The 15,311-nt window shown below is 65.0% G+C and carries 15 protein-coding genes; 3 read left to right on the top strand and 12 right to left on the bottom strand.

Going from position 1 to position 15,311, the window contains the following annotated elements; genetic code table 11:
- Positions 1–246 precede the first annotated feature (246 nt).
- The 8 genes from gabP to FS767_RS20320 form a co-directional block, all read right to left on the bottom strand.
- Positions 247–1,638 (bottom strand): GABA permease, encoded by a 1,392-nt coding sequence (gene gabP, locus FS767_RS20285; RefSeq protein WP_144967789.1) that lies wholly within the window; start codon positions 1,636–1,638, stop codon positions 247–249.
- A gap of 348 nt (positions 1,639–1,986) precedes the next feature.
- Entirely contained in the window at positions 1,987–2,748 is a 762-nt protein-coding gene (locus FS767_RS20290; protein ID WP_144967791.1) for an ABC transporter ATP-binding protein, read from the bottom strand.
- On the bottom strand, positions 2,745–3,806 hold the full coding sequence (locus FS767_RS20295; protein WP_144967793.1) for an iron ABC transporter permease: 1,062 nt from the start codon (positions 3,804–3,806) through the stop codon (positions 2,745–2,747). Before FS767_RS20295 ends, FS767_RS20290 begins: the two co-directional genes overlap by 4 nt.
- Positions 3,803–4,918, bottom strand: a complete 1,116-nt coding sequence (locus tag FS767_RS20300) for an ABC transporter substrate-binding protein (protein WP_144967794.1) — start codon at positions 4,916–4,918, stop codon at positions 3,803–3,805. The genes FS767_RS20295 and FS767_RS20300 overlap by 4 nt, the downstream gene beginning before the upstream one ends.
- Positions 4,919–5,046: 128 nt before the next feature.
- Positions 5,047–6,057: an NAD(P)-dependent alcohol dehydrogenase gene (locus tag FS767_RS20305; RefSeq protein ID WP_144967796.1), complete on the bottom strand. Its 1,011-nt coding sequence runs from the start codon at positions 6,055–6,057 to the stop codon at positions 5,047–5,049.
- A gap of 48 nt (positions 6,058–6,105) precedes the next feature.
- Positions 6,106–6,696, bottom strand: coding sequence for an HAD family hydrolase (locus FS767_RS20310; RefSeq protein WP_144967798.1), 591 nt, complete (start codon positions 6,694–6,696; stop codon positions 6,106–6,108).
- Positions 6,693–7,562, bottom strand: coding sequence for an acyl-CoA thioesterase II (gene tesB, locus FS767_RS20315; RefSeq protein ID WP_144967800.1), 870 nt, complete (start codon positions 7,560–7,562; stop codon positions 6,693–6,695). Before tesB ends, FS767_RS20310 begins: the two co-directional genes overlap by 4 nt.
- Before the next feature lie 141 nt (positions 7,563–7,703).
- On the bottom strand, positions 7,704–8,276 hold the full coding sequence (locus FS767_RS20320; RefSeq protein WP_100850759.1) for a GNAT family N-acetyltransferase: 573 nt from the start codon (positions 8,274–8,276) through the stop codon (positions 7,704–7,706).
- Between the two features lie 181 nt (positions 8,277–8,457).
- Between FS767_RS20320 and FS767_RS20325 the strand changes: the two genes are divergently transcribed.
- The 3 genes from FS767_RS20325 to FS767_RS20335 all read left to right on the top strand — a co-directional run bounded on the left by FS767_RS20325 (position 8,458) and on the right by FS767_RS20335 (position 11,572).
- Positions 8,458–9,144, top strand: a complete 687-nt coding sequence (locus tag FS767_RS20325) for a histidine phosphatase family protein (RefSeq protein ID WP_144967802.1) — start codon at positions 8,458–8,460, stop codon at positions 9,142–9,144.
- Positions 9,145–9,255: 111 nt separating this feature from the next.
- Positions 9,256–10,170, top strand: a complete 915-nt coding sequence (locus FS767_RS20330; protein WP_144967804.1) for a histone deacetylase — start codon at positions 9,256–9,258, stop codon at positions 10,168–10,170.
- Between the two features lie 148 nt (positions 10,171–10,318).
- Positions 10,319–11,572, top strand: a complete 1,254-nt coding sequence (locus tag FS767_RS20335) for a TIGR03862 family flavoprotein (protein ID WP_144967806.1) — start codon at positions 10,319–10,321, stop codon at positions 11,570–11,572.
- Positions 11,573–11,714: 142 nt separating this feature from the next.
- On the opposite strand, the gene FS767_RS20340 is transcribed toward FS767_RS20335, so the two are convergent.
- The 4 genes from FS767_RS20340 to FS767_RS20355 all read right to left on the bottom strand — a co-directional run bounded on the left by FS767_RS20340 (position 11,715) and on the right by FS767_RS20355 (position 15,244).
- Positions 11,715–13,046: a DEAD/DEAH box helicase gene (locus FS767_RS20340; protein WP_144967808.1), complete on the bottom strand. Its 1,332-nt coding sequence runs from the start codon at positions 13,044–13,046 to the stop codon at positions 11,715–11,717.
- An 81-nt stretch (positions 13,047–13,127) separates the two neighbouring features.
- Positions 13,128–14,021 (bottom strand): drug/metabolite exporter YedA, encoded by an 894-nt coding sequence (gene yedA / locus FS767_RS20345; protein WP_100852575.1) that lies wholly within the window; start codon positions 14,019–14,021, stop codon positions 13,128–13,130.
- Positions 14,022–14,151: 130 nt separating this feature from the next.
- The gene (locus FS767_RS20350; RefSeq protein ID WP_144967810.1) at positions 14,152–14,757 is read right to left on the bottom strand and encodes a PolC-type DNA polymerase III; all 606 of its coding nucleotides are present in this window, start codon (positions 14,755–14,757) and stop codon (positions 14,152–14,154) included.
- A gap of 7 nt (positions 14,758–14,764) precedes the next feature.
- On the bottom strand, positions 14,765–15,244 hold the full coding sequence (locus FS767_RS20355) for an NYN domain-containing protein (RefSeq protein ID WP_023534583.1): 480 nt from the start codon (positions 15,242–15,244) through the stop codon (positions 14,765–14,767).
- Positions 15,245–15,311: the final 67 nt, after the last annotated feature.

The following is a 15,311-nucleotide window of genomic DNA, read 5'->3' on the forward strand; positions in this document are numbered from 1 at the left end:
ATTTGGCCGGGCCATTGGATGCGTGGGCGCGCGGTACGGCCCATCGCGGCACAAGGCCCGCTCCCACAGGTACCGGACAACCCTTCGCTACACAGCAACAGCCTGCGCCAGCCCCGAAGGCTTATCCATCCAAGTAGGAGCGGGCCTCATGCCGCGATGGGCCGCAAAGCGGCCCCAACACGATGAGCCGCGAAGCTGAAAACCCTGAAGCCGCATCGCAGCCTCAAGGCTCCAGCAAAGCTCATCTCAACCCAACGACCGCGCCCCCACCGGCTGCGCATGACCGCGTGTCGTCACGATGCCCAGGAAGGAAATCATGATCGCAAGCCCCAGCGTGGCGCTCACCTCCGCCCGGTGCTCGGGCGTGTACATCATTACCGCCAAGGCCAAGGCAATGAAGATGATCACCGCCCAGGTCAACCAGGGGAACAGCCACATGCGGAACTTGAGCTCGGTATTCTCCCGCTCAAGACGGCGGCGCATGCGCAGCTGGGAGATGGCGATGACCATGTACACCAGCAGCGCGATGGCACCTGAGCTTGCCAGCAGGAACTCGAACACGCCTTTGGGTGCGAAGTAGTTGAGCACGGCGATGGACGCGCCGATCAAGGTGCTGCCGAACACTGCAGCGCGTGGTACGCCGACCTTGGACGTGTGCTTGAGCATTGCCGGCGCATCGCCGCGCTTGGCCAGCGAGTACATCATGCGCGAGGCGATGTAGATCGAGGAGTTCATGCAGCTGGTGACCGCCACCAGCACCACCAGGTCGACCAGCAAGGCCGCGTTGGGGATGTTCATGATTTCCAGTGCACGCTGGTACGAGCCCACCACAGCCAGTTGCGGATCGTTCCACGGCACCACGGAAATGATCACGAAGATGGAGAGGATGTAGAAGGTGCTGATGCGCCAGATCACCGAGCGGGTGGCCTTGGCGATGTTGCGCGACGGGTCGCTGGACTCGGACGCTGCGATGGTCACCGCCTCAGTGCCGATGAAGCTGAACATCACGGTGATGAACGCCCCCACCACCGCGGCCCAGCCCTTGGGCGCGAAACCACCGTGGTCGGCTATCAACCCACTCAGGCCGCTGACTTCGCGGTTGGGCAGCCACCCCATCAGCGCCGCGAACCCAAGGCTGATGAAGGCAAGGATCGCGGTCACCTTGAGGATGGCGAACCAGAACTCGAACTCACCGTACTTGGCCACGCTGAACAGGTTGGTACCTGCCAGCAGCAACACCGACGCCAGTGCGAATATCCAGCTGTCTATCTGCGGGAACCAGGCATTTAGCACATGCCCTGCCGCGAGGGCTTCGATGGGGATGACCAGCACCCAGAACCACCAGTACAACCAGCCGATGGTGTAGCCGGCCCAGCGGCCAATGGCCTGGTCGGCGTAGGTGGAGAAGGAACCGGTATCGGGGTGCGCGACGGCCATTTCGCCGAGCATGCGCATGACCAGGACGACCAAGGTCCCGGCCACGAAATAGGAGATTATGGTAGCCGGGCCGGCTGCCGCAATGGCGTGGCCCGAGCCGACGAAAAGTCCGGCGCCGATGATGCCGGCGATGGACAGCATCGTTACATGACGTGGCTTGAAACCTTGTGCAAGGTTGCCATCAGATCCCACGGTGTTCATTGATGTTGTTCTCTTTTTGCTGACACAAGGATGGACGGGCAGGCGTAGGCGAAAATAGCTCCTTGAAGGGTTCAGGTCGACAGGTTGCTTGCGCTCTGTTGTTGATCTTTGCAGCGCATCACAAGGCAACGTGCCGGTGGGGGTCGGGCTTCATTTAAGCCCCGCAGGGAGGAGGGAAATTACACGAGAACGCCCCGGAACTGTTCGATCACGACAGCGCTTTTGTGCAAGCGACAAATGTCGCGATTGGCATGTCCGAACGCGCCATGCACGCCAATGGCGCTTGGGTTTTTCATTCGAGTGTGTTGCACCCGCTGCCTGTCCAGCAGGCAGCAGGCAGCGCGGGCATCAGGCCAGTGCGTGGTCGACCAGCACTTGCAGCCGCCCCTGGGAGCAGCGCTCGACCCGCGCCTGGACGCCATACACCTGCGCTAGCAGGTCAGGCACCAACACGTCCTGCGGCGTACCACTGGCCACTACCCTGCCCTCGCGCAGCACCACCAGCCAGTCGGCATGGCTGGCGGCCAGGTTGATGTCGTGCAGCACGGCCACTGCCAACAGGCGATGCACCTGCACGCGCTCACGCACGGCATCCATCACCCGCAATTGATAATGCAGGTCCAGCGCGCTGGTGGGCTCGTCGAGCAGCAGCACCTGCGGGTTGCGCGCCAGCAACTGGGCCAGCGCCACCAATTGCCGCTGCCCGCCGGACAAGCTGTCCAGCGAGCACTGGGCCAGATGCTCGATACCCAGCTGGCGCAGGGCCGCAAAGGCCTGGCCCAGCAGATCGTCCGCACTGCCTACGCGAAGTGCAGCCATGATGCTTTCCAGCACGCCAAGGGCGATGCCGGGGGGCAACTGCTGGGGCATGTAGGCCAGTCGTCGCGAACGGTCGGCAAAGGCCAGCCGGGTCACGTCCTGGCCATCCAGGCGCAGGCCGCCGCGCATGCGCTCGAGCCCTGCCAGGGCCCTGAGCAGCGTGGACTTGCCTGCTCCATTGGGCCCCACCAGCGCCACCAGGCTGCCTTCGGGCAAGGCCGGCAGGCTGACCTCGTGCAGGATCTGCCGCGCACCGTAGGCGACCGAAACCTTGTCGATCACCAGGCTCACAGCTTTCTCCCCCGCCGGAACACCAGCGTCACGAAAATCGGCACCCCCACCAGGGCGGTGACGATGCCAACCGGCACGATCACGCCCGGCATGATCAGCTTGCTGGCAATGGAGGACAGCGACAGCATCAGGGCGCCCACCAGCGCGCTGGCCGGCAGCAGGAACCGCTGGTCCTCACCTACCAGCAGGCGCGCAATGTGCGGCCCGACCAGGCCGACGAAGCCGATGGTGCCGACGAATGCAACGGCGGTTGCCGACAACAGGCTAATGCGCAGCAGCGAGGCAAAGCGCAGCCGCCGGGTGTCCACGCCGAAGCTGCGCGCCCGGTCCTCGCCCATGCGCAGCAGCGTCATCGCAGGTGCTGCGCGCAGCGAAAACGGCAACACCAGCGCCACGACCAGCGCCAGAATGCCAAGCTTGTTCCAATCGGCCCGTGCCAGGCTGCCCATGGTCCAGAACACCAGTTGCTGCAGCACGTCCTCGGTGGCCAGCAGCTGCAACAGCGACACCAGGGCATTGCAGCTGAATACCAGGGCGATGCCGAACAGCACCAGGCTCTCCACGCCCGCCCCGCGAAGCCGCGACATGGCCTGCAACAGCACCACCGACAGGCAGGCGAAGACGAAGGCCATCACCGTCACCTGCACCCCCGCCGTCATCCAGGCGACGCTGAGCGGGTAGGCGATGGCAAGCGAAGCCCCCAGTGCCGCTGACGAGGACACTCCCAAGGTGAAGGGGCTGGCTAGCGGGTTGTCGAGGATCGCCTGCATCTCGGCCCCTGCCAGCGACAGTGCCGTGCCCACCAGCACGGCCATCAACGCGTACGGCAGGCGAACGTTCCAGATAATCACCCGCTCCGTGGCGCTGAGGGTAGCCGGGTCGAACAGGCCTTGCACCAGTCGCCCCAGGCTCATGCCCGATGCACCGCTGGCCAGGTCGCTCAAGACCGAAACCAGCAACAGCACGGCCAGCCCGGCCACCAGCCCGGTACGCCGCCACAGCAGCCGACGGTAATGCCAGGCGGCCTGCTGCACGCCTGGCAGCGCCTGTGCGGTCACTGGGCGTCGACCCAGTACTGACCGTCCAGCCCTACCTTGAGCATGCGGTTGATCTCGGCCATGGTCGCTTGCGGGTCAATGTCCTTGAACCGCTCCGGATGCACCCAGCGCGCCATCGCTTCAATTGCCAGGATGTTGAACGGCGAATTGTAGAAGTCATGCCACAAGCCATGGGCCTGGCCGGCCTGGATGGGGCGCAAGGGGGCGAATTCCGGGCGGGCGGTGATCTTCGCCAGGCTGTCCCGGGCCGTTTTTTCGGACACCCCGGCACCCAGCAGCACGCCGGGGGCGCGGTTGCCGGTGGCGATATAGACGTCGGGGTCGGCTTGCAGCACGTACTCGACGCTGACATCGCCCAGCGCCCCCGGCACCACGTCGGCGCCGATGTTATGGCCACCCACCGCCTGGACCACACTGCCCAAACCGCTTTTGCCAGTGGTATGGCCGGGCGCTTGCCACACCCCGGCCAGCAGTTCGAGAAATACCTTGGGCCGCTCGCTGTCCTTGATGCCGGCCACGCCCGCGTGCACCCGCTCCAGATGACGGTCGTACAGGTCAAGGTACTGCTGCGCCTGCTGTTCACGGCCCAGCAGCGTTCCCAGCGCTTGCATGCTGACGTGGGTGTTGCGCATGGGGTGCACGCGAAAATCGATGAACAATACTGGCACGCCGGCCTTGGCCAGCAAGTCGGCCACCGGGCTGTGCTGGGTCGGGCCTTCACCGGCGATGCTGAAAATGGCCAGGTCCGGCTTGAGCGACAGGATCTGCTCGGCGCTCACGCTCTGCTCGGAGGCCTGCCCGATCAAGGGCAGCTTGGCGATCTGCGGGTACTGCTGGGCGTAGACCTCGTAGGTGTGCGGGTCCAGCAAGCGCATGTCGTTCTGCCAGCCCACCACGCGCTGGAACGGGTTGTCCCGGTCGAGCAGCGCCAGGGCGAAGAACAAACGCCCCTCGCCCAGCACGATCCGCTGCGGGGCGTGGTCAAGCTCGACGGTACGCCCCAGCACATCGGTGACTTGCAGGGCGTGGGCGGTATGGGTAAAGCCGAGGCAGGACGCCAACAGCAACAAGGCCGGCAGCAGGCGCTGCCGCAAACGGGGGAACAGGCACATCGGGGCGTCCTCTTGAAGAGAGAATCAGTCGCAACGGAGCCGGGCATTCTAGCCAGCCACCTGTGCGCCCGATGTGCGCGAATGTATTGGCCTGCTCGCCAGCCATTACATCCCGTTACCCCAAGGCGTTACCAGGTCAGGCAGATCTTGCCGAAATGGCGGTTGCTTTCCTGATAGCGAAACGCCTCGACGATCTGTTCGAGTTCGAAGTGCTTGTCCACCACCGGGCGCAGGCCGTTGGCCTCGATGGCCCGGACCATGGCTTGCTGCTGAGCACGGCTGCCCACCAGGACACCCTGCAAGCGGATCTGCCGCACCAGTGCCTGCACCAGCGGCAGTTGCCCCGCCACACCGGTCAGAATACCAATCAGCGACACATGGCCCCCGATGCGCGCCGCAATCATCGACTGCTCCAAAGTGGCAGGCCCGCCGACTTCGATCACATGGTCCACCCCACGGTTGTCGGTCAGTTCACGCACCTTTTCGCCCCAGGCCGGCGTGCGCGTGTAGTTGATCACGTGGTCGGCGCCCAAGGCTTTGAGCCGCTCGAGCTTGGCATCGCTGGAGCAAGTGGCGATCACCGACGCGCCGGCCAGCTTGGCGAACTGCAGGGCGAAGATCGAAACCCCGCCGGTGCCCTGCACCAGCACCGTATCACCGGGCTTGAGGTGATCGTCGCTCATCAGCGCGCGCCAGGCCGTCAGCCCGGCAGTGGTCAAGGTCGCCGCCTCGGCGTGGCTGAAGCCCTTGGGCGCGCGGGTGAACGCCGTGGCCAGCGCGGTCACATGGCCACGGGCATAACCGTCCAGGCCATCGCCCGGCACCCGGGCAAAGCCCTCGACATTAGCCTGCCCATCCAGCCAGTCAGGGAAGAAGGTGCTGACCACGCTGTCACCGACCTTAAATTCGCTGACACCGCTGCCCACGGCTACCACCTCGCCGGCACCGTCGGCCATCGGGATGCGCCGTTCGGCCGGGCCCCACATGCCGCTGACCACGGCAAAGTCATGGTAATTGAGGGAGCTGGCATGCAGGCGCACGGTGATTTCACCCACGCCTGGGGCAGTGGCTTCACAGGTGCCGACCTCGACCTTGTCGTAGCCGCCGCCGGGTTGAACGTAAATCGCCTTGCTGCTCATGGTCGGGTGCTCCATCTGTAAAAAGGAAAGTGGCCGGCGAGCGTCGGTTCAGCCCAGCATACGCTTCAAGGCATCACAGTCGGGCGCATGTCGGTCGGCAAGGCCTGGCCAGGCGTCGTGCGGCTGGTTCACAAGCACCGTGCCTGCACCGGCGGCTCGCCCGCAGTCGAGGTCGAAACGGTGGTCGCCCACCATCACCATCGCCTGCGGCGCGACGCCCCAGGCACCGGCGATCTTGAGCAGCCCATCGGGGCTGGGCTTGGGCTGCGCTTCATCACGCCCAAGAATGTGCGCCACCGGAAAACAGTCGGCAAGGCCAATGGCCTCGAGCGTAATGTGCGCCAGCTCGCGGGCATTACGGGTAAGAATGCCCAGCTGGCAACCACGGCTGGCCAGCTCACGGACCAACTCCACCGCCCCTTGGGCGGCTCTGGAGGCAAACGCCAGATGACGCTCGTGCTCCAGCAGCCAGGCATGTTTGGCGGCGGCTTCGTCTGCGGGCAAGGCCGCCAGGTGCGCCAGGATGTCGTCCTTGGGCGGGATGCCCAGCTTCACACGGATAGCGGCAAAATCATGCGCGGCCACGGTCAGGGTGCCGTCCATGTCGAACACCCAGTGGCGCACCTGGCCGAGGTTCATGCCCAGTCCTTGCGATGACGGATCAGGCCTTCCTGGCTGGACGAGGCAACCAGCTGGCCGGCCTGGTTGAAGATACTGCCCCGGCAGAAGCCACGGGCATTGCCTGCCCAAGGGCTGTCGGTGGCATACAGCAGCCATTGATCGGCCCGCAGATTGCCGTGGAACCATAAGGAGTGGTCCAGGCTTGCGATCTGCATGTCGCGCTGCCAGACCGACTTGCCATGGGGCAGCATCGAGGTGGTCAACAGCCCGAAATCAGAGGCGTAGGCCAGGATGTACTTGTGCAGCGCAGGGACGGCCGGCAGGTTGCCATCGGCGCGGAACCAGGCGTATTTCACCGGGTCGCCGGGCCTGGGGTTGAACGGGTCACGTTCGGTCACCGGGCGAATCTCGATGGGCTTGGCGCACAGCACCTTGTCGCGGATGCGCTCAGGAAGCTGATCGGCCATGGCGCTGGCCAGTTCCACTTCGGTGGGCAGGTTTTCAGGGCCGACTACATCGGGCATCTGCGCCTGGTGGGTGAACCCTTCTTCGTCGTACTGGAACGACGCGCTGCAGGTGAAGATCGTCTTGCCCTTCTGAATCGCCGTGACGCGGCGGGTACTGAAACTGCCACCGTCGCGCACGCGGTCCACCGAATACACCACCGGCAGGCTGGCATCGCCCGGGCGCAGGAAGTAGCCGTGCAGCGAGTGCACATGGCGGGCATCCTCTACCGTCTGGCTGGCGGCCGACAAGGACTGGCCCAGCACCTGGCCGCCATACAGCTGGCGAAAACCCAGGTCCTGGCTGCGGCCGCGGAACAGGTTTTCTTCAATGGCTTCGAGGCTCAACAGGTCGACCAGGTCGTCCAACACATGACTCATCGGGGTTCTCCGTAGACGCAAGGCGTGCTCACAAGGCGCCGTGGGCCGGCGCTCGATTCAACCGGCGCAGCCCACGCATGAGCCGCACCGTCCAATAGCGCAAATGATACAGGGTTTGACACCGCCGGCCCCCCTGGCGGTTCACTCGGCCCGCAAGGTCTGCTCCCACCGCGAGCGATCGATCCGGTACAGCACATGCGGGCGCAGGGGATGGCCGAGGGCGACACGCGGATGGTCGAAGCTGCCTGCCAGGTCCTGCTCCATGCCGATGGCTTGCATGACCTTCTGCGAGGGCAGGTTGAGGGTACTGGTGAAGGACACCACCTGCTCGACCTGCAACTGGGCGAACGCACAGCGCAAGCACGTCCAGGCCGCCTCACTGGCAAACCCCAGGCCCCAGTGCCGGCGTGCCAGGCGCCAGCCGATCTCGACCGCCGGGGCGAAGGGCGCGTCGAAATTGACGTTGAGCAGGCCCGTCATGCCTATGAAAGCGCCACTGTCCTTGCGCTCAAGCGCCCACAGGCCAAACCCGTACTCATGAAAATGCCCGCGGATGCGGCCGATCAAGGCAGCCGCTTCCAGACGTGTGAGCGGCGCGGGGAAATACCGCATGACCTGGGGGTCGGCGCACAGGGCAGCGAACTCGCGCAAATCCTCGTCCTGCCATTGGCGCAGGATCAGCCGCGCGCTTTCCAGTTCCAGAATGGGGGTCATGGGGTTCGCTCCGTTTTGGCGTGATGCAGTGTACAGCGTAGGCGCAGGCACGGCGGTGCACCGGGTGACGGGTAGCCGAATGCATTTTTCACATGCGCTTCACCGGCTGGCAACACGTGGGTTAGCAAAATGCCGCCATCCCTGCCGCGCCCAGCGCGCGGTTTTCTTGTCGGAGCCACCCATGCTGTCGAGCAACACCCTGCCGCCCTACGCCTTGCATGCACCGCGCAAGCGATGGCTACCGCGCCGCGCCGTGACCGTCGCCTTGAGCCTGAGCCTGGCCGTGGCGGCATCGACCTCCTGGTTTATGACGAGAACCTCCATCGTGGACCTTGGTAGCGAGCAACAACTCAGCAAAAGCGGCCTGCTCCAGGCCTGGGCCAACGGTGCGGTGATCGTCATGATCCGCCATGCCGAGCGCTGCGACAGCGCACCAGGCCCTTGCCTGGACGACCCAGCGGGCATCACGGTGGCCGGCAGTCAGGCTGCCGGGCGCGTGGGCGAAGGTCTCAAGCACCTGGGGCTGGCCGATGCCGACCTGTTAAGCAGCCCGAAGGTGCGCACCCAGCAGACGGCGCATTTCATCCTGGGGCAGCCGGTCGCCACGCGGGAATGGATCGGGCAGTGCGACGGCAGCTTCCCGGCCCAGGCGCTGGCCGCCAAACGCTCCGAACACAACTTGGTGCTGGTAACCCATAGCGGCTGCGTCGATCAGTTCGCTCGTCAGCAGAACGTTGCCGGTGGCGAACGGGACAGCGCTTATGCCAGCGCCCTGTTCGTTTCCGTGGACGACAGCGGCAAGGCACGCATTCTGGGGCGCTTGAACGAGCCCGCATGGCAGCGCGTGCTGGCCAGTGCCGCACGTTGAAAGTGCCCACTGCATGGGCCGCCACCGGCTTGCAGTTGGCGCCAGCAAAGTTTTCCACAGCCGTAGGCCACTCATGGCAAGATCGAGGCTGTTCCCTGCTGTGGATAACCCATGTCGCTGCCGCTGATCTACCACGAAGACTACAGCCCTGAGTTTCCGCCGGACCATCGTTTTCCGATGGACAAGTTTCGTCTGCTGCACGATCACCTAATCGACAGCGGGTTGACCACTGACCAGGCGTTGCTGCGGCCCGACATCTGCCCCAATGACATTCTCGCGCTGGCCCACGATCGCCATTACATCGAGCGCTACATGCACGGCGAGCTGTCGCGCGAGGACCAGCGCCGCCTGGGCCTGCCGTGGAGCGAAGCGCTGGCGCGGCGCACCGTGCGCGCGGTCGGGGGGTCGCTGTTGACGGCCGAGATGGCCCTGCAACACGGGGTGGCCTGCCACCTGGCCGGGGGCACTCACCATGCCCACTACGACCACCCGGCCGGCTTCTGCATCTTCAATGACCTGGCCGTGATCAGCCGGTACCTGCTTGAAGCCGGTCGCGTGCACCGGGTGCTGATCTTCGATTGCGATGTCCATCAAGGGGACGGGACTGCGCGCATGCTTGAGGACACACCCGACGCCATTACCGTCTCCCTGCATTGCGAGCAGAACTTCCCGGCCCGCAAGACACAAAGCGATTGGGACATTCCCCTGCCTCGTGGCATGGGAGACGACGCTTACCTGCAAGTGGTGGATGAAGCGCTCAATTACCTGCTGCCGCTCTATCAGCCTGACCTGGTGCTGTACGACGCCGGAGTCGATGTTCACAAGGACGACGCCCTGGGTTATCTACAAATCACCGATGCAGGGCTGGCCGCACGTGACGAGCGCGTGCTCGGCCAGTGCCTGGGGCGCGATATTCCGGTCATGGGTGTGATCGGGGGCGGCTACAGCAAGGACCGCAAAGCACTGGCCAAGCGCCACGGCGTGCTTCATCACACGGCAGCCAAAGTCTTGCGTTGTGCACAATGACTGTGGAACCGCTTGTGGATAACCTGAGCGAAACAGGCTGTAGCCCTTTGATGGCGCTGCTTGCGCGCAACTGATCATTTTTTGATCAGTGCTTGTGAGGGTTGTGCTGCGCTAGAATGCGCGTCTTTTCCACAGCCTGCAGCCGATCATGTCCGAAGTAAGTCACCCTGCCCTTCCTGTCGCCGCTGTCATCGGGGGCGGCCCCGCCGGCCTGATGGCGGCTGAAGCCCTGGCACAGGCCGGGCTTGCAGTGGAAGTGTTCGACGCCATGCCCTCGGTGGGTCGCAAGTTTCTGCTGGCGGGCGTGGGTGGCATGAACATCACCCATTCCGAGCCCTACCCTGCCTTTGCGGCGCGGTATGCCGAGCGCCAGGGCGAGGTTGACGGGCTGCTGCGCGATTTTGATGCCAACGCCTTGCGCCAGTGGATTCACGCGCTGGGCATTGCCACGTTCGTAGGCAGCTCGGGCCGCGTGTTCCCCACCGACATGAAAGCCGCCCCGCTTTTACGCGCTTGGCTCAAGCGTCTGCGTGAAAGCGGCGTGGTTATCCACAACCGTCATCGCTGGCTGGGTTGGAGCGAGGACGGCGCGCTGCGGATTGCTTATCCACAGGGCGAGCGGCTGGTCCGGCCTGCGGTGGTAGTACTGGCGCTGGGTGGCGGCAGTTGGGCGCGGTTGGGGTCTGATGGGCGCTGGCAAGCAACCCTGGCTGACCGGGCTGTGGATATCTCACCCCTGCGACCGAGCAATTGCGGGTTCGAGGTGGCGGGCTGGAGCGCAGTGCTCACCGACAAGTTCGCAGGGGCGCCGGTCAAGAACATTGCGTTGAGCGTACCCGGCAGCACACCGCGCAAAGGCGAATTCATCCTGACCGCCCAGGGTGTGGAAGGCAGCCTGGTCTACGCCTGGTCGGCGCAGGTGCGCACGGCCATCGAGCAGCATGGCAGCGGTGGGCTGGTACTGGACCTGCTACCGGACAAGCCTGTGGACAAAATTGCCCAGGCGCTGGCACGGCCGAGGGGCTCGCGGTCCATGGCCAAGCACTTGCAAGGGCAATTGGGCCTGGACGGAGTCAAGGCAGCGCTGCTGCGTGAGCTGACCGACCCGGCAACCTTCGCCGACCCGCCCTCCCTTGCTCGGGCGATCAAGGCCCTGCCGATCACGCTGGTGCGCACTCGCCCCCTGGACGAAGCGATCAGCAGTGCCGGCGGGGTCCGCTTCGAAAGCCTGGATGAGGGGCTGATGATAAAGCACATGCCAGGGGTGTTCTGTGCAGGCGAAATGCTGGACTGGGAAGCGCCAACAGGCGGTTACCTGCTGACTGCCTGCTTCGCCAGCGGGCTGCGCGCCGGGCGGGCAGCGGCGGCTTGGGTGGAGCGGCAGGGTAAGACGCCGGGCTGATCGCGGGGTTGGGTGGGGTGAGGGGTTACGTTGTGGTCTGAAGGTCTTCTGTTCTGTATTCAAGCCCGTTGGGGGCCGCTGCGCGGCCCTGCGCGACACCCGTAAACAATCAGGCCCCTGCCCTAGACCCGTCCAAACCCGCTCAAGGCTTGCGCTTGCGCGGCCCCCCATTGAAGCTAGGCACCTTGCGCACTGCCTTCACCGCAGGTGGCGCGGTACCGGCTTCGTCACTGTCCATCCACCGCCCCAGCCCACGCTTGGCACTGTTTTCCTTGGGCTTCTTCGGTTTCTTGGGCTTTTTCATCACTTGACCACTGGCATCGGTCAGCGGTACCCGGTGATCAGGAATGAAATCAGGCTCTTCATGACGCGCCAGCGTCTGGCGGGTCAGTACCTCGATGGCCGCCAGCAATTGCACCTCGTCGGCGCACACCAGCGAAATCGCCTCGCCCGTGTTGCCCGCACGGCCGGTGCGACCGATACGGTGCACGTAGTCTTCGGCCACGATCGGCAGGTCCAGGTTGACCACCAGCGGCAGGTCGTCAATGTCCAGCCCGCGCGCAGCCACGTCGGTGGCCACCAGCACCTGCACTTCGCGTGCCTTGAAGCTGTCCAGCGCCCGTTGCCGGGTCGCTTGCGGGCGGTCGCCATGGATGCCGTCGGCCTTGACCCCTTCGGCCAGCAAACGCTCGACCAGCTGATCGACACCGTTGCGGGTCTTGGCGAAGACCAGCACCTGTTTCCAGCGCTGCTTGCGCAACAGGTGGCAGAACAGGTCGACCTTGCGCTTCTTGTCCACCGTCACCAACCATTGCTTGACGCTTGCTGCCGTGGCATTGCGCGGGCTGACCTCGATGCTGAGCGGGTCGTTGAGCGCGAGCCCTGCGAGCATGCGGATCTGGTCCGAGAACGTTGCCGAGAACAACAGCGTCTGGCGTTTGCGGGGCAGCGCGGCATAGACCGATTGCAGCTCCTCGGCGAACCCCAGGTCGAGCATGCGGTCGGCTTCATCGAGCACCAGAATCTGCACCTGGTTGAACTTGATCGCGTTCTGGCGATACAGGTCCAGCAGCCGGCCCGGGGTCGCCACCAGCAGGTCCACACCGCGGCGCAGGCGCATCATCTGCGGGTTGATGCTGACCCCGCCATACACCGCATAAGTGCTCAGCGGCAGGTGCTCGGCGTACTCGCGCACGTTGGTATGCACCTGCTCGGCCAGTTCACGGGTGGGCACCAGGACCAGGGCACGAATCGAGTTGGCCGCGACCTTCTCGCCTTCGAGCGCCAGGCGTTGCAACACGGGCAGGGCAAAACCTGCGGTCTTGCCGGTGCCGGTCTGGGCGGCGGCCATCAGGTCGCGGCCGGCCAGCACGGCGGGGATGGCCTGGGCCTGTACCGGGGTCGGGGTGGTGTAATCGCGCTGCTCAAGGGTGCGCAGCAAGGGTTCGATCAGGCCGAGTTTGGCGAAATTCATGGCAATACCATCAGGGGTTCAGCGAAGCCGGCAAGTCTACCGCATCCCCCCTGTGCACTTGCAGGTTTCCCGGTCGAGCGGCTACGCGACGGGGCGCGCCTTGCGCCACTGCGGCAGGCCGATCAGGACCACCGCGCCGATGATCACGGCCATGGCAACGCACTCCTCGGCACCGATCTGCTCGCCGGCGAACACGATGCCCAACAGCACCGCCACCGCCGGGTTGACGTAGGCATAGCTGGTGGCGGCCGCCGGGCGAACGTGCTTGAGCAGGTACATGTAGGCGCTGAACGCCAGGATCGAGCCGAAGAACACGAGGTAGGCCAGCGCGCCCCAGCCGGCAGCGGTGGGCATCTGCGTCATGCGTTCACCCGACAGCAGGCTGCCCAGCAGCAATGCCGTGCCGCCGACCAGCATCTGTGCGGCGCTGGCCATGGGGCCCGGTGGCATGGGCAGGCGCTTGCTCCACACCGACCCGAACGCCCACGAGGCGGCGGCGAAGATCAGCAGCGCCGCGCCAAGCGGGCTCGCCTGCAGGTTGGAGCCCAGGTTGAGCAGGCCGATGCCAGTCAGGCCCAGGACGATGCCCGCCCATTCGAGCGCCGAGTTGCGGTAACCGAACATCAGCCCAAACACCAGGGTGAACAAGGGCACGGTCGCCACCGCCAGCGCTGCCACGCCGGACGCCACGCCCGCGTGTTCGGCGATCGTCACGCCGCCGTTGCCACAGCTGAGCAGCAAGAAGCCCACCAGCCCCGCTGCCCGCCACTGCGGCCAGGACGGCGATGGCGCCCCTCGCCAGCGCATGAAGCCGTACAACAGCCCCCCGGCAATCAGAAAGCGGACCCCGGCCATGAGCATGGGCGGCCAGCTTTCCACACCGATGCGGATAAACAGGTAGGTTGAACCCCATACGAAATACAGGGCCACGAAGGCCCCGATGAGCAACAGCGGGAAGCGGCGGGTGCTGGACATGGTCGAGTCGAAAATCCTTTTGCGGGTGACGCAGTCTAACGGCGTGAAGCGCAGCGGCAACCCTACAGTGGGGCGTTGGATCAGCAGCACACTTGGAACCTGGGGCGTGCGACGACAGGCGCTGCCTGCTTCAGCGATAGATTGCCAGCGCGTCGCGTACCTTGGCGGCGGGGGTTTTCTGCAGACGGCAGAACAAGTCGTGGGAAGGCTGCTGCACCCCATGGTCCTGGCGCAGTACGCCGGCCAGGTGCTGGACCAGGTTGGCGGCCATTTCCGCGTCGGCCATGGCCCGGTGGGCCGTGCCAGTGTTGGGCAGCCCGGCCCAGTGGGTCAGTGTGCCCAGCTTGTGGTTGGGGGCTGCCGGCAGCAGGCGCCGGGACAGCAACAGCGAGCAGGCGAAGGGCTGGCTGCGGCTGCGGCCGATGCGGCCCAGCTCGAAGTCCCAGAACTTCTGGTCGAAGGCGGCGTTGTGGGCCAGCAGCGGCGTTGCCCCCACGAACTCGGCCACCTCGTTCATCACCTGCTCCACCGGGGGTGCCTTGCGCACCATGGCGGTGGTGATGCCGGTCAAGCCCGACACGAAAGCAGGCACCGACACCCCCGCGTTCATCAGGCTCTGATAGCGCTCGACGATTTGCCCGCGCTCGAGCATCACCACGGCCACCTCGGTGGCGCGGCAACCGGTGCCTGGGGAAATGCCGGTGGTTTCAAAGTCGATGACAGCGATACGTTCCATAAAAACCTTAGTGCTTGAGCAACAACGGGCCCTCGATGGGCACATAGCGGGTGGCGGCGCGGATCAGCGACATCGCCGTCAACCCAGGCACGCCATAGACCACCGCTTCGGTGCCGTGGCGCTGGATCACGCGGTCGAGCAACAGGTCGAAATCCCCATCACCCGATGCCAATACCACCTGGTCCACGCGGCTGGCCGCATCAATCACATCCAGGGTGATGCCGACATCCCAATCCCCCTTGGCCGAGCCGTCGCTGCGCTGGATGAAGGGCTTGAGGCGCACATCGAAACCCAGGTTGCGCAGTATCTGCTGAAACTGCTGCTGCTTGCTGTCGCCCCGATCGATGGCATAGGCCACCGCCTCGACGATCTGGCCTTCGCGGCTGACCTGATTCCACAAGGCGGTGTAGTTGAAATGGCAACCGTGGGCTTGGCGCACGGTGTAATAGAGGTTCTGCACGTCGGCGAACAGCGCGATCTTTTTCACCTTGGCACCTCGTCTGGCCGGATCGGGGGCGGGTTCAGCGCCCCGCGAAGGCCAGCAGTATGCCAGA

Origin of the sequence: Pseudomonas sp. DE0010, from assembly GCF_007680745.1 — a bacterium.
Taxonomy (GTDB): Bacteria; Pseudomonadota; Gammaproteobacteria; order Pseudomonadales; family Pseudomonadaceae; genus Aquipseudomonas; species Aquipseudomonas parafulva_B.

Bases quoted from the DNA above. Each gene is read 5' to 3' on its own strand.
- tesB (WP_144967800.1), bottom strand. From the start codon at position 7,562: ATGAGTCATGTGTTGGACGACCTGGTCGACCTGTTGAGCCTCGAAGCC.
- FS767_RS20310 (WP_144967798.1), bottom strand. From the start codon at position 6,696: ATGAACCTCGGCCAGGTGCGCCACTGGGTGTTCGACATGGACGGCACC.
- FS767_RS20300 (WP_144967794.1), bottom strand. From the start codon at position 4,918: ATGTGCCTGTTCCCCCGTTTGCGGCAGCGCCTGCTGCCGGCCTTGTTG.
- yedA (WP_100852575.1), bottom strand. From the start codon at position 14,021: ATGTCCAGCACCCGCCGCTTCCCGCTGTTGCTCATCGGGGCCTTCGTG.
- FS767_RS20340 (WP_144967808.1), bottom strand. From the start codon at position 13,046: ATGAATTTCGCCAAACTCGGCCTGATCGAACCCTTGCTGCGCACCCTT.
- FS767_RS20335 (WP_144967806.1), top strand. From the start codon at position 10,319: ATGTCCGAAGTAAGTCACCCTGCCCTTCCTGTCGCCGCTGTCATCGGG.
- FS767_RS20330 (WP_144967804.1), top strand. From the start codon at position 9,256: ATGTCGCTGCCGCTGATCTACCACGAAGACTACAGCCCTGAGTTTCCG.
- FS767_RS20325 (WP_144967802.1), top strand. From the start codon at position 8,458: ATGCTGTCGAGCAACACCCTGCCGCCCTACGCCTTGCATGCACCGCGC.
- FS767_RS20350 (WP_144967810.1), bottom strand. From the start codon at position 14,757: ATGGAACGTATCGCTGTCATCGACTTTGAAACCACCGGCATTTCCCCA.
- FS767_RS20320 (WP_100850759.1), bottom strand. From the start codon at position 8,276: ATGACCCCCATTCTGGAACTGGAAAGCGCGCGGCTGATCCTGCGCCAA.
- FS767_RS20305 (WP_144967796.1), bottom strand. From the start codon at position 6,057: ATGAGCAGCAAGGCGATTTACGTTCAACCCGGCGGCGGCTACGACAAG.
- gabP (WP_144967789.1), bottom strand. From the start codon at position 1,638: ATGAACACCGTGGGATCTGATGGCAACCTTGCACAAGGTTTCAAGCCA.